Origin of the sequence: Frankia canadensis, from assembly GCF_900197875.1 — a bacterium.
Lineage (GTDB): Bacteria > Actinomycetota > Actinomycetes > Frankiales > Frankiaceae > Frankia > Frankia canadensis.
Map to the genome: position 1 here is coordinate 1 of NZ_FZMO01000335.1, position 25,723 is coordinate 25,723.

Here is a 25,723-nt window from a genome sequence, read left to right on the forward strand (position 1 = left end):
ACCCTGCCCACCTACCCGAGCGCACCGCGACAGCGGATCCAGCGGGTTGGACACCAGCACAGACACCGGCGGCACCGGCACCCCGACCCACACCACCCTGCCCACCTACCCCTTCCAACACCACACCTACTGGCTCACCGAGACGGCTCGGCCGGCCGCGAACCAGAGCGTCGGTGGCACGGACTCCGGTGAACGCGCGTTCTGGGAGGCCGTCGAGCGACAGGACCTGGACACCGTGGCCGAGGCCCTCGGCACCGACCGTTCCGGGGCGCTTGGCGAGGTGCTGCCGGTGCTGTCGGCGTGGCGGCGTGGCCGCCAGGATCGCCAGATCGTCGACTCGTGGCGCGTCCGCACGCGGTGGACACATGTGAGCCGACCGGCCGCGGCTCTGACGGGAACGTGGTTCGTGGTGACACCCACGCAGGCCGTCGAGGAGGGACCGGTCGAGAAGGTCATCGCCGCGCTGCGCGCCGGCGGGGCGCGGCTGGTCCTCATCCCGGGGCCGGCGATCGCGTCCGAGCGTGGCGGCCTCGTCGCCCGGCTGCGCGAAGCCGCCGAGGCTGACGCGGGGGCCGGCCGTGGCGCCGCGGTCGGTGTGCTGTCGCTGCTCGCCCTGGATGAGACACCGCACGCCGAGCACCCGGCCATCACGAACGGGCTGGCGGCGACGCTGCTGCTCGTCCAGGCGCTGGACGAGGCGGACGTCACCGGGCGGCTGTGGATCGTCACGCAGGCCGCGGTCAACGCCGCGCAGGGCGACCGCGTCGACCATCCGCTGCAGGCTCTGGTCGCGGGTCTGGGCCGCGTCCTCGCCGTGGAGCAGCCGACCCGTTGGGGTGGGCTCGTCGATCTGCCCTCCTCACTCGACGAGGAGGTGACGACCCGGCTGGTGGCCGTCCTGGCCAGCGGTGACACCGACGTCGATACCGACGTCGATGACCAGCTGGCGGTCCGGCCGACGGGGACGCTCGCGCGCCGGCTGGTGCGCGCGCCGCTGGTCGACGACGTCGCCGGGGCACCGTGGAGGCCGCGCGGTCCGGTCCTCGTCACGGGCAGCGCCACGGCTGCCGGGGCGCAGGTGGCGGACTGGCTGGAACGCGACGGCGCCGAGCGGCTCCTGGTCGCGGACAACGCGTCGCTGGCCACCGATCCCGCCGGCGCGACCCCGGTGCCGGCCGGCGAACCGCCGACCGCCGTCGTCCACGTCCCCGTCATCGGCGCCGGTGACAACGGCGGCGACGGCGACGGCGACGGCGACGGCGACGGCACCAGTGACGACGGTATCGGTGACGACGGCGGCGACGCTCCGACCGCCCTGATCGCGGACCTGGAGATCGCCGCCCTCGCGGCGGCGGTCGGCCCGGCCGTCGTCGGTGCCTCCCGCCTGCACGAGCAGGTGGCCGACCGGCCGGTGGACGCCTTCGTCCTGTTCTCCTCGGCGAGTGGCGTGTGGGGAGACGCGGGACGCGGCGCCGACGCTGTGGTGGGCGCCTACCTGGAGGCACTGGCCGAGTACCGTCGGGGCCGCGATCTGCCCGCGACCCATCTCGCCTGGGGCCACTGGCCCGACCTGGCGCCCGCCGGGAGCGGCGGGAACGGCGGGCGGGACGTCGTCCCGCAGCCGGGACGCGGCGAGGCCCGCATGGGGGACGCGGTCCGTCCGCTCGTGCCGGCGCTCGCGCTCGGCGCGCTGCGGGAGGCGATCGAGCGCGGGGAGTCCGGCCTGCTGCTGGCGGACGTCGACTGGTCCCGGCTGGCGTCCGTGCGGGGGGCGGCCCCGGCCGGCCTGCTGGCGGCGCTGGCAGGGCCGCGACCCGTCGCCGAGGCCGAGGCCGGGCGGGGCGACAGCGCGAACCGTGCCGCCCAGGAGCTGGTCGAACGGCTGGCCACCCTGGACGAGACCGGCCAGGACCAGGTGCTCGTCGAACGGGTCCGCATCGAGGTGGCGGCCGTCCTCGGCGCCGACAGCCCGGACGACGTCGACCCGCGCCGCGCGCTGAAGGATCTCGGGTTCGACTCGCTGGCGGCCGTGTCGCTGCGCAACCGGCTCAGCTCCGCGACCGGGCTGAGCCTTCCCACCACGGTGGCCTTCGACCATCCGACCACCGAGGCGGTCGCGGCGTTCCTGCGCACCCGGCTGGCCCCGCAGGCACCCGCGGAGGGCGTCGAGGCGCAGCTGGACCGGCTCGCCGCCACCGTGGCCACCCAGACCGACGAGGCGCAACGCCGCCGGACGGCGAACCGGCTCCAGGACCTGCTGCGGCAGCTGACCGTGGCGGCATCCGCCGGGGGCGACGACATCGCGGCGGCGATCCACGACGGCTCCGACGACGACCTGTTCGACCTGCTCGACAGGACTTTCGAGCAGTCCTAGACCGACCGTCCCCAGCCCCGACCGTCCCAGGCCCGACCGCCCCCAGGCCCCGACCGTCCCAGCCCCGACCGTCCCGCCGGAGCACCGGCGGCCGCGATCCCACCGAGCAACGAGGTACCGCCATGTCTGATGACCAGAGGCTTCGTAACTACCTCAGGCGCGCGACAGTCGAACTGCACGAGACCCGCCAGCGGCTCCGCGAGGAGCAGGAACGCCGCCACGAGCCGATCGCGATCGTCGCGATGGCCTCCCGGCACCCCGGGGGTGCCCGCTCGCCGGAGGACCTCTGGCAGCTGGTCATCAACGAGACCGACGCGATCTCGGAGTTCCCCACCGACCGGAACTGGGATCTGGGGTCGCTGTACGACCCGGATCCGGACCAGCCGGGCACGTCGTACGTGCGCACGGGTGGCTTCCTGTACGACGCCGGGGACTTCGACCCCGAGTTCTTCGGGATCAGCCCGCGTGAGGCCGTCGCGATCGACCCGCAGCAGCGGCTGCTGCTGGAGACGACCTGGGAGGCCCTCGAGCGCGCCGGGATCGATCCGGAGGGCCTGCGCGGCAGCCGGACCGGGGTCTTCTTCGGCACCAGCACGCAGGACTACGGGACGAACCTGGCCTCGCTGCCGCTGGACATCGAGACGTACCGGATGACCGGCGTCGCGGCGAGCGTGCTGTCCGGGCGGGTCGCGTACACGTTCGGGCTGGAGGGCCCGGCGGTCACGGTCGACACCGCCTGCTCGTCGTCGCTGGTCGCGCTGCATCTGGCCGTGCAGTCGCTGCGGCAGGAGGAGTCGTCGCTGGCGCTGGTGGGGGGTGTGTCGGTGCTGACGACCCCGGCGGGCTGGGTGTACTTCAGCCGGCAGCGCGGGCTCGCGCCCGACGGGCGGTGCAAGCCGTTCGCCGCCGCCGCGGACGGGACCGCCTGGGGGGAGGGCGTCGGCGTCCTGGTGGTGGAACGGCTCTCCGACGCCAGACGGCTGGGCCATCCGGTCCTGGCCCTGGTCCGCGGCACGGCGGTCAACCAGGACGGGGCCAGCAACGGCCTGTCCGCGCCGAACGGGCCGTCCCAGCAGCGGGTGATCCGGGCGGCGCTGGCGAACGCCGGCGTGCGGCCGAACCAGGTCGACGCCGTGGAGGCCCACGGCACCGGCACCACCCTGGGCGACCCGATCGAGGCGCAGGCCCTGCTCGCGACCTACGGCCAGCAGCGGCCGGCCGACCGTCCGCTGTGGCTCGGCTCGATCAAGTCGAACGTCGGGCACACCGGGGCCGCGGCCGGCATCACCGGTGTGATCAAGATGGTGCTGGCGATGCAGCACGGCGTGCTGCCGAGGACCCTTCACGTCGACGCGCCGTCGCCGCACGTGGACTGGTCCGCCGGCGCGGTGTCGCTGCTGACCGCTGCGGCGCCGTGGCCGGACACCGGCGAGGCGCGCCGCTGCGGTGTGTCGGCGTTCGGTGTGAGCGGGACGAACTCGCACGTCATCCTGGAGCAGGCCCCGCGGCCCGAGTCCGCCGACGCCGTCCTCGACGCCGAAGCCGACGGCGTCGTCGCGACGGGCGGCACCGGCGTCGAGGGCGCCGGGACCGCCGAGGCGGACGCGGACCCCGGGGTGCGGCCCTATCTGGTGTCCGCGCGGGGCGAGGGCGCGCTGCGGGCACAGGCGGCACAGCTGCGCGGATTCGTCGCGACGCGCACCGACCTGGCACCGGAGGAGATCGCGACCGCGCTGGCGTCGTCGCGGGGCCGTCTGGACCACCGGGCGGTGATCCTCGCCGCCGACCGGGCCGGGCTGCTGTCCCGGCTGGGCGAGCTCGCCCGGGGCGAGCACACGGACGGGGTGGTCACGGGGGTCCGCGGCGACTGGCGCCGAGGGCCGGTGTTCGTCTTCCCCGGCCAGGGCTCGCAGTGGGCGGGGATGGTGGCGGAGCTGCCGGCGTCGTCGCCGGCGTTCCGGCACCAGTGGCGGCAGTGCGCGCAGGCGCTGGCCCCGCACGTCGACTGGTCACTCGACGCGGCGGCCGCCGACGCGGCACTGCTGCGCCGGGTGGATGTCGTGCAGCCGGTCCTGTGGGCCGTCCAGGTGTCCCTGGCCGCGTTGTGGCGCTCGTTCGGGGTGGAACCGGCGGCGGTGATCGGCCACTCGCAGGGCGAGCTCGCGGCGGCCGTCGTGGCGGGTGGACTGTCCGTGGCGGACGGCGCGCGTGCCGTCGCGTTGCGCAGCCGGCTGCTGGCGGACATCGCCGGTCAGGGCGGGATGGTGTCGGTCGCCCGGTCCGAGGTCGAGGTCCGGGCGCTGCTCACCCGTTGGGAGGGGTCGCTGGACGTCGCCGCCGTCAACGGGCCCTCGTCGGTCACCGTCGCGGGAGACGCCGACGCCTGCGACGACCTGGTAGTGCTCTGCGAGAGCCGGCAGATCCGGGCCCGTCGGGTGCAGGTCGACTACGCCTCCCACACCCCCCAGGTCGAGGCGATCCGGGAACGGCTGGTCGAGGCGCTCGCGCCGCTGGCACCGGTCTCGTCGAGCGTGCCCTTCTACTCGACGGTCACCGCCGGCCTGCTGGACACCGCCGGGCTGGACGCCCACTACTGGTACCGCAACCTGCGCGAGCCGGTCGCGCTGGACCGGACGACACGGGCTCTGGCCGCCGCCGGCTTCCGGGTCTTCGTCGAGCCCAGCGCGCATCCGGTGCTGACGACCAGCGTCGAGGAGGCGGTCGAGGAGACCGTGGGCGCCGCCGCGGGTCTGGTGGTCGGGTCGCTGCGCCGCGGCGACGGCGGCCTGGACCGGTTCCTGGCCTCCGTGGCGGAGCTGTTCGTCCGCGGCGTCCCCGTCGACTGGCTGCCCGTGCTCCCCCCCGGCGGCCCCCGGCGGCTCGACCTGCCCACCTACGCCTTCCAGCGGCGCCGGTTCTGGCTGGACGGCCCGGCCGAGAGTGCCACGTCGAGCGCACGGTCCTTCGCCGCCGCCCCGGCACGGGGGCCGGCTGGGGACCCGGCGGAGGCGGAGTTCTGGGCCGCGGTGGAACGCGAGGACGGCGCGACCACGGCCACGATCCTGGGCACCGAGCCGGCGGCGCTGCCCGACCACGTCCTGACGGCGTTGCGTGGCTGGCGCCGGGAGCGACGCCGCCGCGGCCGCATCGACTCCTGGCGCTACCAGCAGCGCTGGCAGGCCCTGAGCGAGGCGGGCCCGGCGGTGCTCGCCGGGACGTGGCTCGTCGCGCATGATGGGAGCGACACGACCGCGCCCCTGGCCGCCGAGGTCGCCGACATCCTGGCGGTGCACGGCGCGCGGGTCACGCAGGTGACGGCGACGGCGGGCGGCGACCGCGCCGCGCTCGCCGAACGGCTCCGCGAGGCCGGTGCCGAGGGTGCCGCCGGGATCGTCTCCCTGCTGGCCGTGAACGAGTCCGACGATCCGGGCGAGCCCGGGATTCCGATCGGATTGACGGCGACCCTGCTGCTGGTCCAGGCCCTCGTCGACGCCGCCAGCGCCGCGACGTTGTGGCTGGTGACCCAGGGTGCCGTCGCGGTGGGGCCGTCGGATCCGCTCACCCACCCACTGCGGTCCCTGGTGTGGGGCCTCGCCCGTGGGATCACGGCGGAGCATCCCGGCCTGTGGGGCGGCCTGGTGGATCTGCCGGCGGTCCTGGACGGGCGGACCGGATCCCGTCTCGCCGGCGTGTTCGCCGCGCGGGCCCGGCTGGACGCGGCCGCGCGGACCGGCGACGCGCTGGGGCGCCCTGGCGACGCGGCGGGGCAGGCGGCCGGCGACGCGGCCGAGGACGAGGTGGCCCTGCGCGGCACCGGCGCGTTCGCGCGCCGGCTGGTTTCGGCTCCGCTGACGGCCACGGCACCCGAATCGCCGTGGCGGCCGGATGGCGCCGTGCTGGTCACCGACGGCACGTCGCCGCTGGGCAGCGGCACCGCGCTGTGGCTCGCCCGCGAGGGCGCCCGCCACCTCGTTCTCACGGTGCCGGACGGCGCCGACCCGGCGGCGGCCGACGGCCTGCGCGACCAGCTCACCGAGCTGGGGGTGACGTCCACCGTGGTGGCCGTGGACCTCGCGGACCCGGAGGCGGTCGCCGCTGTGCTCGCCACGCCGACCGGCCACCGGCTGACCGCCGTCTTCCACACCGCCCAGCTGCTCGACGAGGGCCCTCTGGACGCGTTCGGCCCGCAGCGCCTCGCGCACGTCGTGCGCACGAAGGCGGTGGCCGCCCGCAACCTGGACGAGCTGACGCGTCCGCTGGACCTGTCGGCGTTCGTGTTGTTCTCCTCGGCGGCGGCCACCCTGGGTGGTCTCGGCCTCGGCGCGTTCGGCGCGGCCAACGCCTACCTCGACGCCCTCGCCGAACACCGGCGCGGCGCCGGGCTGCCCGCGACCGCCATCGCGTGGGCGGCCTGGTCCGAGCGGGCGGCGAGCACCCACCCCATCGACGGCGCCGACGGGGCCGACGCAACCAACACGACCGACGCGACCCGCGTGGCCTCCCCGACCGACGCGGGTGACGCGGGTGACGCGAGTGACGAGGAGGGTCGGCTCGCGCGGCTGCGCCGCCGCGGTTTCGCCGCGATCGCGCCGGCGCTGGCCCTGCACGCGCTGGGCGAGGTGCTCGACCACCGGGAGAGCGCGATCCTGATCGCCGAGGTCGACTGGGAGCGACTCGCGGGCGGCCGGGTGGCCTTGGGCGGCCCGCGGTCGCTGCTGCGCGGGATCGCGGAGGTCGAGCGGCTGCGACGGGAGTGGGAGCCGGGCGCCGACACCGCCGCGGCGTCCGTGCGGGTCTCCGCCCGCCAGCTCGCCGGCCTGGCCGCCGCCGAGCAGGATCGGCTCCTGCTGGAGCTGGTCCGTACGGAGATCGCGACCGTCCTCGGCCATGCCGCTCCCCACCAGGTGCAGGCGCAACGCGGGCTGCTCGAGCTCGGCTTCGACTCGCTCACCACGGTGGAGCTGCGCAATCGGCTGGGCGCCGCGACCGGACTGCGCCTGCCCGCCCGGCTGATGGTGGACGTGCCCACGCCGCAGGCGCTGGCCCGACACCTGCGCCAGCAGCTGGTCGGCGGCCAGAGTGATGGCCTGGACACGCGCCTGGCCGACGACGCGGGCCTCACCGCAAACGCGGGCCTGGCCGGCGGCAGGGACCCGGCCGGCGAGGCGGCGGACGAGGACCTCGGCGAGGCGGCGGCCATCCCGCGTCAGGAGGCCGGTCCGGCCAGCTCGGCGGCACGGGTGAGCGCGGCGGCCGGCACCTCGTCCCAGGACATGATCAGCACCCTGTTCCGGCGCGCGCAGGAGCTGGGCCGGGCGACCGAGTTCACCGAGCTGATCATGAAGGCGGCACAGTTCCGGCCCACGTTCGACCGGCCCGAGCCGGCCGAGGCTCCCGGCGTCATCCGCCTGGCCGAGGGCCGGGAGCAGCCCGCGCTGATCTGCGTCCCCACGGTGCTGGCGACCACGGGTCCCTATCAGTTCGCCCGTTTCGCCGCCCACTTCGTGGGTTCCGCCGACGTCTGGACCCTGTCGCTGCCCGGGTACCGCGACGGTCAGCGGTTGCCGTCGTCCCTGGCGGCGGTCGTGGAGGCCAGCGTCGACGCGCTGCTCGCGACCGTGGACGGCTCGGCGTTCGTCCTGGTCGGCTACTCCTCGGGCGCGCTGCTGGCGCACTCGATCGCGCGGCGGCTCGAGGAGATGGCGCGGGGGCCCGCCGCGGTCGTGCTGCTCGACCCCTACCGGACCGGCGGTGGCGCGCTGGAGCGGATCGGGCCGGCGGTGCTGGACGGCATGGCGGCCCAGCTGGGCGAGCTGACCCCGGCCGACGAGTTCCGGATCACGGCCATGGGCGGCTATCTGCGCCTGCTGGCCGACTGGCAGGTCAGCGGGCTGCGGGCGCCGACCCTGCTCGTCCGGGCGACCCAGCCGCTGCCCGCCTGGGCGCCGGACACGGCGTGGCGGGCGCACTGGGACGGCGCCGACGCCGTCACCGACGTCCCGGGCGACCACTTCTCGGTCCTGGACGCGCACGCCGGCGCCGCCGCCCGCGCCGTCCAGCACTGGCTCGGCCAGATTCTCGTCACCAGGAGCTAAGGAGCTTCCAGCATGAGCGACAAGACGCCGGTACTGATCGTGGGCGCCGGTCCGTGCGGGCTGGCGCTCGCCGCGACCCTGACCAGACTCGGGGTCACGGTGCGCGTCCTCGACGCCGCCGACGGCCCGGGCGGCGGATCGCGCGCGATCCTGCTGTGGCCGCCGGCCCTCGACGTCCTCGCCGACATCGGAGTGCTCGAGGAGGCACTCTCGATCGGTTTCCAGCCGCGGGCGATGAACTACCACCTCAGCGGCAGGCGGACCGTCCGGGTCGAGCTGGACCCGCGCAACCGGCCGCTGATCCTGCCCCAGGAGCACACCACCCGCCTCGTGACCGCGGCGCTCACCCGGCTCGGTGTCACCATCGAACGGTCCACCCGGGCCACCGACATCACGGTCACCGACGCCGGCGCCACCGTGCGCGCGCTCGGCCCGAACGGGGTCGAGGTCATCGAGGCGGACTGGCTCGTCGGCGCCGACGGGGTGGGCAGCGCCGTCCGCCAGCAGCTCGGCATCGACTTCCCGGGCGAGCAGGTCGCCGTCACCGTGCTGCTCGCCGAGGGGACGGTCGACGGCGACTTCACCCGCGACGAGCTGCACTACCACTTCGGTCACGCCGGTCCGCTGCTGTGCGCGCCGCTGCCCGGCGAGGCCGTCCGGCTGGCCACCCCGGTGGCACCCGGCACGGACCTCACGGCCGAGACGGTCCAGAGGCTGGTGGACCTGCGCGGGCCGGGCGGTCTGGCCGTGCGGGAGCTGGGCACGCTCACCACGTTCACCAGCCAGGAGCGGATCGCCGCGACGCTGCGCCAGGGCCGGGCCTTCCTGGTCGGCGACGCGGCGCACACCCACTCGCCGATCGGCGGCCAGGGCCTCAACCTCGGGCTGTCCGACGTGCGCAACCTGGCCTGGAAGCTGGCGGGGGTCGTGCGCGGCCAGCTCGACGAGTCGGTGCTGAGGACCTACGACCCGGAGCGACGGCAGGCCGCGCAGGAGACGGTCAGGGTCGCGGCCCTGCTGATCCGGCTCGCCGTGCTGACCGGGGCGAAGGCGCGGCTGCGCAACGTCGGCTGGGGCACCCTGCAGCGGACCGGCGCGCTGCGCCGCCTGTACGCGCCGCTGCTCGCCGGCTGGCGGGCGCGGTACCCGCAGCTGCTCGCCGAGCCCGCCGGGCCGGCCCGCCGGTGGCAGCGCCTGCCCCGGCCCGGGCGGTCGGCCCTTCCGGCAGCCGGTTCCCGCACACCGTCCTGGGTTCCGCCGGCGGGCGCCGACATCGCCCCCGGCGCGCTGCGGCTGCTGACGGTCGGCTCCGTGCCGGACGGGCTGGTCGGCGCCACGCGGGCGCTGGCGGACCGCTGGGCGCCGCTGGTCGCCCACGATCAGGTCGACCGCGGCGGCCGGGGTTTCCTCCTGCTGCGCCCGGACGGTTACGTCGCGGCCTCCGGGTCCCGCCGTGAGGATCTGGACGCGGTCGACCGGCTGCTCACCAGGCTGTCCGCGGGCACGAGCCCCGTTCCCGGGACGTCCGCGCACGCCGAGCCGACGGCGGCGGCCTCGAAGTCCGGCTGAGGCCGAGAACGGAGGCGGCTCCCCGGCCCTGGCGCCGGGGGTGACCGCCCCCCGGTCAGACGGAACGGCCGCCCGATACCTCGCCAGGCCGGAGCGGGCGGCCAATCCGGTTTCCGGTCAGGCCGGGGTGGGCGGCCGTCCGGTTTCCGGTCAGGCCGGGGTGGCGGTCCAGTCCCTGGTCAGGCCGGGCAACGGGCGCCTGGCGGCTCCCGGCCTGACCACGGGACGGACCACGCCGCCGGTGCGCTGTTCCGCCGCGGCCGGCGCCGGCGCCCCCACGTCGGCTCCCAGCAGGTTCGTGAGATCCGTACGTCTGCTGACCTGCAGCTTCCGGTAGACACGGGTGAGGTGCTGCTCGACGGTGCTGACGGTGACGTGCAGGCGGCCGGCGATCTCGCGATTGGTGTATCCCAGTCCCGCCAGCGAGGCGACCCGGTGCTCGGCGTCGCTGAGCACCGGGTTCGCGCCGGTGCCGGTGCCGAAGACGGCGGCCCCGCCGAGCAGCGTCGGCACGGCGGCGGCCCGGGACGCCGTCGGCACGGCCTCCGCGGAGCGGTCGTCGGAGTGCAGTCTGCGCACCAACGGCTCCAGCTCCAGCTGCCGGGCCAGGTTGCCGGCGACCCGCGCGACGACCCTGGCCCGGCTGCCGTCGCCGACGGCGCGCAGCACCTCGCTGAGGTCGGTGTAGGCGTAGGCGAGGTCCAGCGAGGTGCCGTGTCCCTCCGCGAGGTCGACCGCCTCCCGCAGCAGCCGCAGGCGCCGCTCGACATCGCTTCCCGCGGCGAGCACGCGCAGCGCCGGGACCCGCAGCCGCGGATGCCCGCTGCCGAGGCGTCGCAGTTCCTCCTCGGCCAGCTCCCGGCTCTGCCGGCCCCGGCCCAGCTCGAGGAAGGCCCAGGCCAGGTCGGTGCGCCAGGTGTCGAAGCCCGGCCGGTCCTGGCACCAGGTCACCACCCGGTCGCGGCAGGTGAGGAAGTCACTGGCCGCCGCCTGGGCCCGGCCCTTCGCGAGGTAGTAGTCCCCGCGCGCGTGCAGGTGGTCCAGGCCGCACACCGTGTCGGCGACGGTCGGGGGCATCGGGATGCACAGGTGGGCCTCCGCCGCGGCGAACCTGCCCGCCGCGCTCGCGCCGCGCACCGCCGTCGCCAGGATCGAGCCGAGCAGCACCCCCCAGTCCGCCGCCGCGAGGGACGTCAGCGCCTGGATGGCGCCCCGCTCGGCGACCGCCAGCTCGCCGTGGGCCAGTCGCCGTTCTCCCTCGACGGCGCTGGTCAGAGCGGCGAAGGTGCCCGACGCCGTGGCTGGCAGCGGATCCTGCCAGGAGCCGAGCGCCCCCATCCGGTCCGCGAAGACCATCGCGGCGAGGGCCACGCCGAGGGTGCCGACCGCCGCTCCCCCCGGATCCCCGGCGGCCAGGGCACGCTCGACCGCGGCGACGGCGTCACCATGGGCGCTCGAGGCCGTCATGGCGGCGAGGGTTTCGGCGCCCCCGCACGGCAGGTGTTCCCCCCAGTTCTCGAGGCCGTACTTCGCGGTGAGTCGACGCAGCAGGCCCATGACCGCCTCGGCCCGACCCGGATACAGGTGGGCCTGTGCCAGCAGCGTGACCGCCGCTCCGCGGGCGACCTCCTGATCGAGCAGGTCGACGCCGCAGACGACGTCCAGGACGGCGCTCGCGCCGGCCCCGTCGCCGTGCCAGAGCAACTGGTTGGCGACGACGAGGGCGTGGCGCCCCGCGAGGTGGCCCGCCCGCACGGCGTCGGCGAGCGCGGGCAGATGGGGGGCCGCGTCGGCGGGCCTGCTCCGCCAGAGCGCGCGGACCAGCAGGACGGTGGCCTCGGCCCGGTGGGTGTCGTCGCGCGCCCGCGCTTGGGCGGCCCGCAGGCAGACCACCGCACCATCGTGATCACCGGCGGCCAGTGCCTGGTCGGCCGCCTCCATCAGGGTCGGATGGACCCAGGGGTCGTCCATCGGACCGGCCGTCACCAGGTACCGGGCCACCTGCGCGGCCGCCGCCCCGTCGCAGTGGGCCAGCCGGGCGGCCTGGGCGTGCAGGGACTCCCGGTCCTCCGCGGACACACTGGCCAGGACCACGGCGGGCGTGCGCGGGTCCCGGAAGCCGTCGGCACCCAGCAGACCGTTGGTCCGCAGCAGGTGGATGACCCGCTGCGCGAGCTCCAGGTCGATCTCGAGCAGGCGGGCGAGCAGCTCCGGGCTGGTCGAGGCGCCCATCACCGCGATGGCCCGCGCGCCCTGGGCCACGAGCGGATCGCTGCGGTACAGCAGCCGCAGGATCGCCTCCCCGAACGCGTCCTCCAGCCCGAGCCGGATCGGGGCGGCCGACGTCGCCGAGCTCTGCCCCTCCAGCAGCGCCCGCAGCAACAGCGGGCTGCCCCCGGTGAGCGCGAAGGCCTCCTGCGCGTCGAGCTCCGGCGGTGCGCTCGCGCACTGGTCGACGATCCGCGCGACGCCATGTGGCGTCAGGGGGCCGATCTGCAGCGCACGGACATGCGGGCCGGCGAGTTCGGCGTAGTAGGCCGGGCAGGCCGGCAGAATATGGGGACTCTCCACCAGCACCACGAGCATGGGCACCGAGGCAAGCCGCCGTCCCAGGTATGACAGGCACTGCAGGGACGCCGCGTCGGAGAGGTGTGCGTCATCGACGATGGCCACGACCGGGCCCCGCTCGGCGCGGGTCAACAGCTGGACGCACAGTCCACGCAGGACCCGGGCCGCACCGACGTCGACCTCGTTGGTTCCCAGTCCGGACCAGGGCGCCCGGGCGCCCTGGTCGAGAAGCGCCTCGAGGGCCGCGAGCTCGGACACCGTCAGATCGGCGCAGTCCAGCAGCTGCGCGACGACCCCGAGCGGCAGCATCAGCTCGGCCCGCGAACCGATCGCGCGCAGCACCGTCATCCCGGCATCGCGGGCAGCCGTCTCCAGGCAGCGGACCAGCGTGGTCTTTCCGCTTGCCACCGGGCCGGTCAGGTGCACTATCCGGCCCGAGCCCTGCAGCGTCGCATCGAGAATCGCTTCCAGCGATCCGAGCTGATCGTGCCTCTCGACCAGATCGGACTCGACGAACCTACCCAAGGCCCAGCACCCCCTCGTCCGCACCTGAACCCACAATCAGCAGGAGTATCACCCGAGACCTCGACACCATGAACATCCGCGCGAATCCTGTAATCCAGATCACAGTGTAACAGAATTGCCTTCGAGGAAAAAGCTCCTTGATTCCCCGCCCGCCCTGCGGTACCGATCGCACCCGACTCCCGCGAATGCCTGCCGACCTGCGACGACGCTGCTACCGGTCCAGGGTCTCGATTGTTGCACGCCCATGACAATTCGTTCCCGACGCAACTATGCGCACGCGATCGGCCGCCGCGGTCCGGGCCACGTCGACGGCCCTGACCTGACGCGTCGGGCCGGGATGGCCGGTAGGCGCGCGACACCCGGCCAGCGCCGCACCGACACCCCGCGGAACACACCCCAACGGCGGCACCGAGGTGCGGTCGTGCCCCAGGCACGCGACCGAGGTGGGGAAAACATGAATGCGACAAGGGGTGGTTAGGGGTGGCGCGGGCGGCCCGGCGCTTCGTAGCATCTCCACCCTGCATGCCCGTGCGACGAAGCACGCCGGAACCCGGTGGGTCGGCGCCGGGAAGCTTCAATACGGACAGGAGCGCACGTGCCCGTCGAGTTTCTTGGCATCGCCATGACTAACGACGCATCGGAAACAAACCCGCGGTCCGGCCCCAGTTTCGACCGGGAATACACCCTGCGACTCGCCCGAGCGCACGAGGAGACCGGCTGGGACCGGGTGCTGACCGCGTACAGCTCGGCCGGCCCCGACCCGGGATTCGCCGCCGCCTACATAGCCGACCACACGGAACGGCTCCAGGTACTGGTGGCGCACCGGCCGAACGTCTCCCATCCGACCTTCGCCGCGCGCGCCTTCGCCACGCTGGACAATCTCAGCGGCGGGCGCCTGGCGGTGCATTTCATCACCGGCGGGAACAGCCATGAGCAGGCCCGGGAGGGCGACCTGCTGGCAAAGGACGACCGCTACGATCGAACCCGCGAGTACATGCGGATCGTGAAGCGCGCGTGGGAGTCCCACGAGCCCTTCGACCACGACGGCACCTATTACCAGTTCGCGGATTTCGCCAGCGAGATCCTGCCGGTGCAGAAGCCACGGCCGTCGGTGTCCTTCGGGGGTTCCTCGCCCGCGGCCTACGCCGCCGGGGCCGCCGAGGCCGACATCTACTGTCTGTGGGGCGAGCCGCTGGCCCGGACGGCCGAGCAGATCGCGTCGGTGAAGGCCGCCGCGCTGGCCGCCGGGCGCGCCGACGTGCCGAGGTTCCAGGTCTCGTTCCGCCCGATCGTCGCCGCGACCGAGGCGCTGGCATGGGAGAAGGCCCACCGGATCGTGGAGACCATCCACGGCCGCCGCCGGTCGAGCCCGGAGCTGATCGGCCGGTACTTCGCCGGGACGGCGCAGAACACCGGCACCCAGCGGCTGCTGGCCATCGCCGGCGAGGGCGAGCGCTTCGACCGGGCGTTGTGGACCGCGACCGCGGCCGCGACCGGCGGCGCCGGCAACTCGAACGCCCTCGTCGGCACGCCCGAGGTGGTGGCCGAGGCGCTGCTCGACTACTACGACCTGGGGATCGACATCCTATCGCTGCGCGGGTACGACCTGCTCGCCGACACGATCGACATCGGGCGCGAGGTCATCCCGCTGGTGCGCCAGGAGGTCGCCCGGCGCGATCGGGCGCGCGCCTGACCACAGCACACACGCGCCGCGTCCGACGGGGGCGAGGTCGGACGCGGCGCGGGAGGTTCGCTGTCAGGCCTGGACGGACGCCTTCACCGGCTCGGGCGCGCTCTGGTCCGCCGCCGCCCGCGAGTCCCGGCCCGAGCCGATCGTCGCCGCGCAGACGACGGCGCCGAGGGCGATCACGATGCCACCGACCACGAACGCCCAGCTCCACCCACTGGTGGTCGCCGACGCGATCGCGGCCGGGTCGCGCGGGGACGGGTTCAGCGCGTCGAACCGCGCGTTCGAGACGGCGATCAGAACGGCCAGCCCCAGGGCGCTGCCGACCTGCTGGGCGGCGTTGACCAGCGCGGAGGCGACCCCGGTGTCCTCCTCCGGGATGCCGGCGATTCCGGCCGCGGTCAGGCTGACGAACGACAGCCCGAGCCCCGCCCCGAAGACGATGAGCGCGGGCAGGACCTCGGAGGCGTAGCTGCCGTGCGGCGAGATCCGGACGAACAGCAGGATCCCGACGATGGACAGCGCCAGTCCCGCGAGAACCACCGGCCGCAGGCCGAAGCGGTCCATGAGGCGCGGGGCGATCTGCGCCATGGTGCCGACCGCGGCGGACATCGACAGGAAGGAGAACCCCGTCCGGATCGGCGAGAAGCCGTGAATCTGCTGCTGGTAGAGGGTGATGAAGAACAGGATCGCCACGATGCCGGCGGACAGCACGAGCATGCCGACGTCCGCGCCGAGGACGCTGCCCGAGCGGAACACCCGCAGCGGCAGCATCGGATTGCGCACCCGCGCCTGCAGCAGGACGAACAGCCCGAGCAGCGCCGCGGCCGCCACCAGCAGGCCGATGATCTCGAAGGTGAGCCAGCCCACCGTGTTGGCCCGTACCAGCGCGTAGACCAGCGCGCTCAGCCCAAGCGTCACGGTCGCCGCCCCGGCGGCGTCCAGGCTCTGGGCCGACTCGTCCCTGCTCTCGGTGACGAAGATCGGCGTCACCAGGATCACGACCACCGCCACCGGAGCATTGATCAGCAGCACCCACCGCCAGGACAGGGTGTCCGTGAGCACACCGCCGAGCACCAGCCCGAGCGCGCCGCCGGCGCCGGCGACCGTCGCCCAGATGCCCAGCGCCCGGTTGCGCTCCTCCCCCTCGGGGAAGGTCACCGTGAGCAGGCTCAGCGCGGCAGGGGACATCAGCGCACCGCCGATGCCCTGCACCGCGCGCGCCGCGATGAGCAGGCCGGGCGACTCCGCGAACCCACCCGCGACGCTCGCCACGCCGAGGATGGCCAGGCCCACCAGGAACACCAGCCGGCGGCCGAAGCGGTCCGCGACCCGTCCGCCGAGCAGCAGCAGGCCTCCGAAGGTCAGCGCGTAGGCGTTCAGCACCCACTGCAGGTCATTGCCGCTGGCGAAGCCGAGCGCCTTCTGAATGCTGGGCAGCGCGACGTTCATGATGGTCACGTCGAGCACGACCATGAGCTGGCCGATCGAGACGATTCCCAGCACGATCCATTTGCGCGCACCGGAGATCGTCGGCGTGCTCGACGCCGGCCGAGTCCCTGCAAGCGTCACGGAGGTCCTCCCGAGGCCCGTTCAACAGTCGTTGACTCAGGTATCGTAGAAGGGTCCGAAAGTCTGGGTCAACACGCATTGAACGAGGGATGCCTGTGACGTCTCACACACCGAGCGTCAGTCGCTCCGAGCGTCGTGCTCTCACCCGCGCGGCGATCCTGGACGCCTCCCGGGAGCTGTTCCGCGAGAACGGCTACCAGGGCACGACCATTCGCGCGATCGCCCGTCAGGTCGGCGTGGACCCGGCGCTGGTCATTCACCACTTCGGTACCAAGGAGGCGCTGTTCCAGGCCGCCTCCGAGATCGAGTTCGACCTGGCCGAGACGCTGCCCGGCCCCAGGGACGAGCTGAGCACCCGCGTCCTGGCCTACCTGCTCGGCAAGCTCGACGAGGAGCCGGACGCGCTGCTCGCGACGCTGCGCTCGATGCTCACCCACGAGCAGGCCGCGGAGGCCGCCCGCTGTGCGTTCCTCGACGACGGCGCCGCCAAGATCAGCAGCGTGCTCGACGGCGACGACGCCGGCCTGCGCTCCGGGCTGATCTGCACGGTCCTGGTCGGCCTGATGGTCACCAGGCACCTGCTGAAGCTCGACGACGTCGTGCAGGCGCCCCCCGAACGCCTGATCGAGCTGCTCGATCCCTGCCTGCGCCAGCTGGTCGACGCGGAGGCCGGCGGCTAGCCCCGCCAGCCTCAGTGCGTGAGGAGCTGGTCGAAGGACGCGCCCGCAAGCCAGTCGCGGCTGATCTTCGCGTGGTCCGGCTCGGCGATGGCCGGCGCCAGGCGCCGCCACAGGGCCTCGACGCGGTGGCGCGCCTCGGTGAGGTAGACGTCCGCGAGCCCCTGGCTGGCACCGCCGTCGTCGCTGGCCAGGTGGCTGGCCCGGGCCAGCGTCACCGCCGCCGTGTACAGCTCGCTCGCGATCCGGCTGATCAGGACGAGCGACTGCTCGTGCAGGGCGAGCTCCCGCGGGTCCGGGTAGCGGCGGACGAGCTGCCGGGTCGCGGCGGCGAACCGCCGGGTCTCCTCGCCCAGCGCGCCGAGATGCTCGAGGTTCGCCGGGGAGAGGTCGGCCGACGCGGCGAAGGCGAGCGTGTCCTCGCCGCCGGTCGCGGCGGAGCCGATCCGGTCCGCCTCGGGCCCGTAGAAGCGCGCCAGGTACTGCCGGCCGGTGATGTTGTCGACCTGGAAGTCGACGTTGCCGATCGTCCGGATCAGGCGGGCGTCCCGGAAGAACCGCTCCACCGGCAGCGGCTGCGCGCCGCGGCGGCGCTTGCTGCGCGCCGTCTCGATCCCCTCGCCGCCCAGCAGCGACACCGTCTGGTCCACGATCCGCCAGTTCGCGGCGCGGGAGACGTTCATCGACCAGACCAGCTCGAACCAGCGGTCAGCCAGGCCCGGCCCGATCAGCGACCACTGCAGGACGCTCTCGGTCGCGAAGACGTCGGCGAGTGACGTCGCCACGATCCGCTGGATCAGGTCGTACTCGCCGAGGTTGCGGCCGTCGATGAAGCGTCGCGACACGAACTCCCGGGACCACTGCAGGCACAGCCGCCCGATGGCGAGCGCCGGCCCCGAGGTGCTGTACATGCGCCCGACGATGCCCATCGCGCGAGTCTGCGGCGCGGCCTGCGGGTTCTCCTCGCCGACCAGCAGGACGTGCTCGCGGGGGACCCGGAGGTTGTCGAAGGTGAGCGCCCCGACCGGCAGTCCCTTGGCGCCGACGAACTCGTGCGCCTGCACGGTCAGCCCCGGCTGGCGGGTGTCCGCGAAGAAGACCGCGATGCGCGGCTCCCCCTCTCCGGTCGCCGCCAGCCCCGTCACGGCCACCAACTCGGCGAGCGGGCCGTTGCCGATGAACGTCTTGTGGCCGCGCAGCAGGTAGGCCGAGCCGTCCTCGGTCAGATATCCGGTCAGCGCCGGCCGGCTGTTGTTCTGCCCGATCAGTTCCGTGTCCGCCCAGCCGCCGATCGCGCGCTCGGTGATGCGCTGCTCCAGCAGGTCGCGCACGGCGCCGGCCGGCAGGGACCGGGCGAGCTCGAACGGTGCGACCCCGTTCTGGACTCCCAGCAGCTGGCCCACCGGCGCCGACCAGCTCACCGCCCGGGTGACGACGCGAAACGCGCCGTACGCCGACAGGTCGTGGCCGCCGATCTCGGCGGACTGGCGCAGCGACAGGAAGCCCCGCTCGCGCAGCTCCTCAACGAAGCCGTCGGGGAGCGCGGCCGTCCCGTCGACCTCCTCCGGGTCGATCCGCGCCTCGACGAACGCCCCGACCCGCTCGACGATCTCGTCCGCCCGGCGCCGCTGCACCGGATCCTCCGCCGGGAAGGGCGCCACCCGATCCCACCGCAGCCGGCCGGAGTCGAGGCTCGCGACAAAGCTCCGCCCGCCGGTCGCGGGCGTGGATGTCGAACTCATGGATCAGCTCCTTGTCGTCAGCTTCATCGCCACGAATTCCGGCGAGGACCAGGACGCGCCCGAACGAACCGGACACCAGGAGATGAAAGAGCCGCCTCACATGGTCCACACGATTCGCAGACCATCGACGCGCTACAGGGCGGCTCCTGCGCCCGATATCGGAGAATAGCGACGGGGTACCCCCTACAGCCAACCCCGACGAACCCCTGTCCGCGACGGCCGGCGGCCCGGCCTCGAACCCCACCACCGAGCCAGCTGGCCAGCGAAATATTCGAGCAACAATGTGGTCGCGGCGCTGAAGCCAGCAGGGATCCGCGGTCCCGGCCGCCAGACCGTGGCCGACACGCCGGGCCCGGCGGTGCCCTTCGCCCGCCCGCGGCGATGACAGGCTGGGTCGCTGTCAGGAACGTGATATTCGGAGAACCTCAGCACCGCGAGGGAATTGTGACCACCTCTATTGCCGGATTCACCTACCGTCGGATCGCCGTCGGAGACGTGACGCTCAACGTGGCGATCGGCGGCGCCGGCACGCCGGTCCTTCTGTTGCATGGATTCCCGCAGACGCACCTCGCGTGGCGGCACGTGGCCGCCGATCTCGCCGCCAACCATCTGGTCGTCTGCCCCGACCTGCGCGGCTACGGGGACAGCGACAAACCGGCCGACGACGCGGAGCACACCGTCTACAGCAAGCGCACCATGGCCGCCGACGTCGTCACGCTCATGCGCCAGCTCGGCCACCACCGGTTCGCCGTCGCCGGCCACGACCGCGGCGCCGGCGTCGCCTTCCGCGCCGCGCTGGACCATCCGGACGCCGTGAGTCATCTCGCCGTCCTCGGGGTCATCCCCTACGGCGACCTGTGGAGCACCCTGAGCTACCAGGCGGACGCCTTCCTCTTCCACCTGCACCTGATGGCCCATCCGGCCCCGTTCCCGGAACAGGTCATCGCCAGCGACCCGGACCTGTACTTCGGCTACTTCCTGGACACGTGGATCACCGATCCGGAGGCGATTCCCGCCGACGTGCGCGCCGCCTACCTCGCCGCCGCCCGCCGGCCCGAGGCGATCGCGGCTGTCTGCGGCGACTACCGGTCGGGAGCGTTCGTCGACGGCCTGCATGACCTGGCCGACCGCGCCCAGAACCGGCAGCTGGCGATGCCGGTCGTCGCCGTGGTCAACGACCTGGGCCAGACCCCGCCGGTCTTCGACTTCGAGGCGGTGTGGAAGTCCTGGGCCCCACGGCTGCGGACCGTCGTCCTCGACGGCGGCCACCTGCTCCCCGAGGACCGGCCCGGCGAGGTCACAGCGGCGCTGCGCAGCCTCGTCACCAGTCCCTGACGGCGGCCCCCGGTCGACCCTCACGGCCTTCTTCTCGCACCGCGCTCGCACGGCCATCCAGTCCTGTTCCAGAACGGCTCGAACGCTCGGCGGCACCGGGGATCGGCCGGTTGGAGCCAGCTTGGAACAGGCCTGGAGACGTCGGCACGACCGTGTCTCGCGTCATGTCCGGTCGGAACCCCTGCGGTCCCGCCGTCGCGCACGCGAGGAGAACAGCCGTGACGATGCTCGAGACAGCACCGCTGTCCGATCCGTATCCCAACAAGTGCTACCTGCCCTTCATTCTCTATCCGCCCGGCATGCACCGGGTCACGGGCGGGGTCGAGTGGCTGGAAGGCCACGTCGACCTGCAGCGGGCCGGGTCCGACTTCGTGCTCTACCTCGGCGTCCCCTTCTGCCGGACCCGGTGCAAGTCGTGCCCCTACTTCGCGAGCCTGCTCTCGGAGAACGACACCCGTGGCCGGGAGGAGCGCTACGTCGACGCGCTGATCGCCGATCTGCGGCACTGGGCGCGGTACCGCAGGTTCGGCACCGGCCTGGTCCGCACCATCTTCATCGGCGGCGGCACGGGCAGCATCCTGAAGACGGCGAACCTGCGGCGCCTGGTCGACGCGGTCTACTCGTCGTTCCAGGTCGCCGACGACGCGGAGTTCACCCTCGAGGGCAACGCCCGCGACTTCGACGAGGAGAAGATCGACTACGTCGTCCGGTCACAGATCAACCGGCTGAGCCTCGGCGTCCAGTCGTTCCAGCCGGAGATCCTCGGCGTGATCGGCTCGCCGCACGCCGCGCAGGACAGCGCCCGGGTCATCCGGGAGTTCCAGGCTCGGGGCTTCACGCCGCATGACATCTGGGCCGTCTGGGTCGACGTCAACGCCTGGCGAACCTGGGACGACGGCATCGAGAGCAGCCGCCTGAACGGCCGCTTCACGGTCGGGTCCACGATCGGGCTCACCCGCCGGGGCGGCGATCCGGTGGAGGGCGCTCATCCGCGCGTCCCGCCGACCGGCCCCGGCCGCCGGCGGACGTGTGCGAGAATGACCGTGCACACATAATCCGTGCGTAGATAATCCACCATCCAGCGAAGACGATCCTGGGAGAACGAGATGTGGGCAACGGAGCACAGCGCGGTCGCCGACGTGGAGCCGCAGGCCGTCTGGGCCGCCCTGCGCGACCTGCACTCCGGGGTGAAGCTGAGCGAGCGCAGTGACACCTTCGAGCTGCACGGCCCCTTCGCGGTGGGCACCGAGCTGTCGGTCACCCCGCAGGGCCAGGACACCTTCCGGTCCACCATCGTGGAGCTGACCGAGCCGCAGGTGTACGCCGACCGCACCACCTTCAACGGGCTGACCCTGCTGTTCCGGCACACCCTGACCCCCGAGGGCCCGGGCCGGACCAGGGTCACCCACCGCCTGGAGATCGACGGGGCCGAGGCGGACCAGGTCGGTCCCGAGATGGGCCCGCAGATCAGCACGGACTTCCCGGACACCTTGGACGAGCTGTTCGACGCCGCCCGCCGCCAGGCGACGACCGGGGCGGCGTGATCCCGGGCAGGCCGGCATGAGCCCGGAGACGAGGATCGCCGGCGGCCCGGACGACAGCCCCGGCTTCCTGCTCTGGCGGCTCACGCTGCGCTGGCAGCGGGCACTCACGGACGTGCTGGCGCCACTGGAGCTCACCCACGTCCAGTTCGTGCTGCTCGCCTGCACCTGGTGGCTGGGCGAGCAGGGCGAGCGGCCGCACCAGGTCGCGATCGCCGCCCAGGCCGGCACGGACGTCCGGATGACCTCGGAGGTCCTGCGGCGGCTGGAGGCTCGCGGGCTGGTGCAGCGCGTCATGGACGTCCGTGACACCCGGGCCAGGGTCATCTCGGTGACCAGCGATGGCGCGGCGCTCGCGCGGCGCGCCATCACCGTGGTGGATCAGGCCGACGCCGACTTCTTCGCCGGCGTCTCACCGTCCTTCGTCAGCCAGATGCGCCGGCTGGCGGCCTACACCCGCGCGGCGGGTCCGGCCACGGCCGGTGCCGGCCAGCACGCCCCACACCCGGCCGCGTCGCAGGTCGCCCCACTGGGCGCGGCCTCGCATGAGGCCTGACGTGCCAGACCCGTTCGAGACCCGGTTGGGGGGCCGGGGACAGGAGCGAACCGGAGGAGCGGACCGGTGAACGCGGTGAGTCCCACTGGAAAGGTGGCTGTCGTCACGGGAGGCTCCGGAGCGGTCGGCTCGGCGATCTGCCACCGCCTGGCCGTCGACGGACACCGTGTCGTGATCGGGTTCAACACGGGTGAGCAGGCGGCAACCCCACGCGGCATCACCGTGAACTCGCTGCGGATCGGGTCGATGGCTCCCGTCACCCTCCCGCCGGCGCAGCCCCCGCGGCGGCCGGAACCCGAGGCGCCGCTCGGACCGTTCCAGCGGCCCGGGCAGCCGCAGGACGTCGCGGATGTCGTGTCGTTCCTGGTCAGCGATGCCGCCAGGTGGGTCACCGGCCAGATCATCGCGGTCGACGGCGCAGCCGTGACCGGCTCACCGGTCAGGCCCGGATGAGCCGGGTGTCCACCTCGCCGATGGCCTCTAGAAGAAGCCCTGGTTGGGCAGCGGGGTGCCGAGCAGTGCGTACCGACCCACCGCGACGGCCTTGAGGGTCTTCGGATTGTGGGCGGCGATCGCGCGGATGTTGCGCCAGTGCCGGTCCAGGTGGGCGCCGCGGCGGACCAGCGAGCCGCCGCCGATGTCGAACAGTTCCGAGGCCGCGCGGTTGGCGAGCTCGTCGATGACGACCTTGGCCTTCGCGTTGAGCAGCGACGCGCGCAGCGAGAGCTCGGGCTCCTCGGCGGCGCCGTGTGCGGCGTAGGCGTCCCGCAGCGCCGCCGCGGCGGTCAGGACGAGGGCCTCGGCGGCGAAGGCCTGGCTGTGCAGCAGCCCGACGCTGTACTGGACGATCGGGTCCTCGGCCGGAACGTCGGCGGTCGCGTGGTAAAACGCACGCGACCTGCTGTGGACCTGCTCGACGGCATCGCTGGCCACCCGCCGCAGGATGCCGGCGATCATCGCGTTCAGCTGGATGTGGAAGAAGGTCGCGGGATACGGGAGGCCGTCGCCGGCGGACGCGCCCGTGCCGAAGTAGTCGTCGGGACCGACGGCGACGTCGTCGAAGGTCACCGTGCCGCTGCCGGTGAAGCGCTGACCGAAGCCGTCCCAGTCGCCCGGCCGGTGCACGCCCGGCCGGTCACCGGGAATGATCAGCTGGGCCTTCTCGCCGTCGAGGTCGGTAGCGCCGATGACCAGCCAGTCCATGTACAGACTGCCGGTGGTGTAGTGCTTCGTCCCGTTCAGGCGCGGGCCGTGTGGTGTCCGGGTGATGCTGGTCTGATAGGGCGCGTCGGTCGCGCCGGCCTTCGCGCCGAGTTCGGTCGACGCCGCGCCGATCAGCTCGCCCCGCGCGACCCGTTCCCGCCACCGCGCGTTCACCGGGCCGGTCCCGCGCAGCAGGTTCTCCACGACGCCGAAGTGGCTGCGCAGAATGTGCGCGACATTGGAGTCGGCGGCGCCCAGCTCGATGAACAGCTCGAAGAGCTCGACCAGTGAGGCGCCGCCGCCACCCTGCGCGACCGGCAGCCGGATCGCACCAAGCCGGGCACGCCGGACGGCGTCGATCGCCGCGAAGGGCGGCTCGTCGCGCTCATCGCGTTCGACGGCCCCCGCGGCGATGTGGTCGATCAGCTCCCGCAGGCGCGGTGAGCCGTAGGTGACGGCTGTGGTGAGGTCGGCAAGGTCGGTCATCAGGGCCCCTTTTCGGCGTGGCAACCCAGTCTTGATCCCGCGGCGGGCGGGATCAACACGGTCCGGCTAACGCCTTGGGACGGCATGCGCTTACCTGTCGCGCCGCACCGACACCGGCCCGACGCGCTGCGTCGCCGACCACGAAGAGGCGCTTCAGGGAACCGGTAGCCGTTCCTCCTTCCTTGGCGCGACGGCTGCACCAAAGGATGCAGGGGTGGCGGAAAGACTCCTGCATCTGAATGTCAACGGCAATGGACTCGCGAAGCCGCCGAACAGCTGGCGACGCAGCGATCCGCCGACCTGGTTCCTCGATGTCGCCCGCTGGGAGCAGCTCGGACGGATCGCCGAGCGCGGCCTGCTCGACGCGGTGTTCCTCGCCGATCATCTGGGCGCCACCGACTTCAGTAAGCCGTGGCATGCCTTCGACCCGTTCATGCTCCAGACGGCCGTGGCCCGCGCGACCAGCCACATCGGCCTGGTCGCGACACTGTCGGCGACCTTCTACCAGCCCTGGGACGTCGCCCGTCGCGCCGCGACGCTCGACCTCGCCTCCGGTGGCCGGGCAGCGGTCAACATCGTCACCTCGGGTGAGGACGCGGCGGCGGCCCTGTACGGCCGGGGCACGCTGCCCGAGCGCGACGTCCGCTACGCCCGGGCCGAGGAAGTGCTGATCGCCGTCAAGCGGCTCTGGGACTCCTGGGACCAGGGCGCCCTGGTCGCCGACCCGGCCGCGGGTGAACTGGTGAAGGACAGCCTGGTGCCGACGGTGGACTACGACGGCACGCACGTCGGCTTCACGGCGCGCTTCCAGTTCCCCCGGTCCGTCCAGGGACGGCCGGTCATCGTCCAGGCCGGTGCGTCACCGCGGGGCATCGACCTGGCCGCCCAGCATGCCGACGCGGTGTTCTGCGCGGTCAACACCATCCCGACCGCGCAGGAGTTCTACCGCACGCTGAAGGCACGCGCCGCCGCCCATGGCCGCGACCCGGACGAGCTGCTGATCCTGCCCGGCCTGAACATCACCCTTGGGGGCACGGAGGCGGAGGCGCGGGCACGCCGCGCCGACCTGGACGGTCCGGCCGTGGTGAACGCCGCCAGTCTGGGCGCGCTGTCGGCGCAGCTCGGCGTCCCGGTGGATCTGCTGGCCGTGGACAGGACGCTGCCCTGGGACTTCATCGATTCGCACGAGTGGCGGCCGCGCAGCGTGGGCGCCGCGACCTCCGTGTTGTCGGTGGCGCGCCGGGAGAACCTCACCGTCCGCCAGCTGCTGGAACGGCGGGCGCACGCGCAGAACGCCCTCGTCGGGACGCCGGAGCAGGTCGCCGACGAGATGGAGGCGTGGTTCACCCAGCAGGCCGCCGACGGCTTCAACATCAATTTCGACATCTTCCCGTCCGGTCTGGAGCAGGTCTCCGACCACCTGGTGCCAGAACTGCAGCGACGCGGGATCTTCCGCCGCGAGTACACCTCCACCACGCTGCGCGGCCACTACGGCCTGCCTCCCCTCTCCCGCGAGGCCCGCCCCGGCCCCGGCGCAGGGGCGACCGTTGCCAGCCCGGCCACCGCTGCCGCGGCCGCCACCGCCCCAGCACACGTCTGGCCAGGAGATCTCCGCGCGTGAGCACCCGTCAGCCGCATCTGAACGTCAACGCGAACGCGCTGGGGCGCGAGTACAGGTCCACAACGCTGCGCGGTCACCTCGGCCTGCCCACCCCGGTACCGTCCCGCCGGTGAGGGATGGGCGCCGGAGCCTACGGCGGCGGCGCTGCCAGGGCGAGCCGGGATCGTCGGCT

The 25,723-nt window shown here is 73.5% G+C and carries 15 protein-coding genes; 11 read left to right on the forward strand and 4 right to left on the reverse strand.

Annotated features, from left to right (window positions below):
• Positions 1-46 precede the first annotated feature (46 nt).
• The 3 genes from C1A33_RS22865 to C1A33_RS22875 all read left to right on the forward strand — a co-directional run bounded on the left by C1A33_RS22865 (position 47) and on the right by C1A33_RS22875 (position 10,038).
• Positions 47-2,374 carry a KR domain-containing protein gene (locus C1A33_RS22865; RefSeq protein WP_101833421.1) on the forward strand — a complete coding sequence of 776 codons (2,328 nt, stop codon included), beginning with the start codon at positions 47-49 and terminating at the stop codon, positions 2,372-2,374.
• Positions 2,375-2,496: 122 nt separating this feature from the next.
• Entirely contained in the window at positions 2,497-8,469 is a 5,973-nt protein-coding gene (locus C1A33_RS37570; protein ID WP_101833422.1) for a type I polyketide synthase, read from the forward strand.
• A gap of 12 nt (positions 8,470-8,481) precedes the next feature.
• Positions 8,482-10,038, forward strand: coding sequence for an FAD-dependent monooxygenase (locus C1A33_RS22875; RefSeq protein WP_101833423.1), 1,557 nt, complete (start codon positions 8,482-8,484; stop codon positions 10,036-10,038).
• A gap of 150 nt (positions 10,039-10,188) precedes the next feature.
• Here the strand turns inward: C1A33_RS22875 and C1A33_RS22880 are convergent, their stop codons facing one another.
• Positions 10,189-13,131, reverse strand: a complete 2,943-nt coding sequence (locus C1A33_RS22880) for an AAA family ATPase (protein WP_165818546.1) — start codon at positions 13,129-13,131, stop codon at positions 10,189-10,191.
• 622 nt (positions 13,132-13,753) lie between these two features.
• Here C1A33_RS22880 and C1A33_RS22885 point away from each other — a divergent pair.
• Positions 13,754-14,824, forward strand: coding sequence for an LLM class flavin-dependent oxidoreductase (locus C1A33_RS22885; RefSeq protein ID WP_243407852.1), 1,071 nt, complete (start codon positions 13,754-13,756; stop codon positions 14,822-14,824).
• A gap of 63 nt (positions 14,825-14,887) precedes the next feature.
• Here the strand turns inward: C1A33_RS22885 and C1A33_RS22890 are convergent, their stop codons facing one another.
• Complete coding sequence (locus C1A33_RS22890) at positions 14,888-16,390, reverse strand: MFS transporter (RefSeq protein WP_133150794.1); 1,503 nt, start codon at positions 16,388-16,390, stop codon at positions 14,888-14,890.
• A gap of 95 nt (positions 16,391-16,485) precedes the next feature.
• On the opposite strand from C1A33_RS22890, the gene C1A33_RS22895 reads away from it, so the two are divergent.
• Entirely contained in the window at positions 16,486-17,070 is a 585-nt protein-coding gene (locus C1A33_RS22895) for a TetR/AcrR family transcriptional regulator (protein ID WP_165818547.1), read from the forward strand.
• 11 nt (positions 17,071-17,081) lie between these two features.
• On the opposite strand, the gene C1A33_RS22900 is transcribed toward C1A33_RS22895, so the two are convergent.
• Positions 17,082-18,809, reverse strand: coding sequence for an acyl-CoA dehydrogenase family protein (locus C1A33_RS22900; RefSeq protein WP_101833428.1), 1,728 nt, complete (start codon positions 18,807-18,809; stop codon positions 17,082-17,084).
• Positions 18,810-19,253: 444 nt separating this feature from the next.
• On the opposite strand from C1A33_RS22900, the gene C1A33_RS22905 reads away from it, so the two are divergent.
• From C1A33_RS22905 to C1A33_RS33830, 5 genes are all read left to right on the forward strand, one after another.
• Positions 19,254-20,144 carry an alpha/beta fold hydrolase gene (locus C1A33_RS22905; RefSeq protein ID WP_101833429.1) on the forward strand — a complete coding sequence of 297 codons (891 nt, stop codon included), beginning with the start codon at positions 19,254-19,256 and terminating at the stop codon, positions 20,142-20,144.
• A 224-nt stretch (positions 20,145-20,368) separates the two neighbouring features.
• Positions 20,369-21,199, forward strand: coding sequence for a radical SAM protein (locus tag C1A33_RS22910; protein WP_243407855.1), 831 nt, complete (start codon positions 20,369-20,371; stop codon positions 21,197-21,199).
• A 51-nt stretch (positions 21,200-21,250) separates the two neighbouring features.
• Complete coding sequence (locus C1A33_RS22915; RefSeq protein WP_101833431.1) at positions 21,251-21,688, forward strand: SRPBCC family protein; 438 nt, start codon at positions 21,251-21,253, stop codon at positions 21,686-21,688.
• Between the two features lie 16 nt (positions 21,689-21,704).
• On the forward strand, positions 21,705-22,241 hold the full coding sequence (locus C1A33_RS22920; protein WP_101833432.1) for a MarR family winged helix-turn-helix transcriptional regulator: 537 nt from the start codon (positions 21,705-21,707) through the stop codon (positions 22,239-22,241).
• Positions 22,242-22,307: 66 nt separating this feature from the next.
• A complete protein-coding gene (locus C1A33_RS33830; protein ID WP_115538004.1) occupies positions 22,308-22,694 on the forward strand; it encodes an SDR family oxidoreductase in 387 nt (128 codons plus the stop codon).
• A gap of 27 nt (positions 22,695-22,721) precedes the next feature.
• Here C1A33_RS33830 and C1A33_RS22930 read toward each other — a convergent pair whose 3' ends face one another.
• Complete coding sequence (locus tag C1A33_RS22930) at positions 22,722-23,930, reverse strand: acyl-CoA dehydrogenase family protein (protein WP_101833433.1); 1,209 nt, start codon at positions 23,928-23,930, stop codon at positions 22,722-22,724.
• A 214-nt stretch (positions 23,931-24,144) separates the two neighbouring features.
• On the opposite strand from C1A33_RS22930, the gene C1A33_RS22935 reads away from it, so the two are divergent.
• Entirely contained in the window at positions 24,145-25,551 is a 1,407-nt protein-coding gene (locus C1A33_RS22935) for an NtaA/DmoA family FMN-dependent monooxygenase (RefSeq protein ID WP_101833434.1), read from the forward strand.
• The last annotated feature ends 172 nt before the right edge of the window (positions 25,552-25,723 follow it).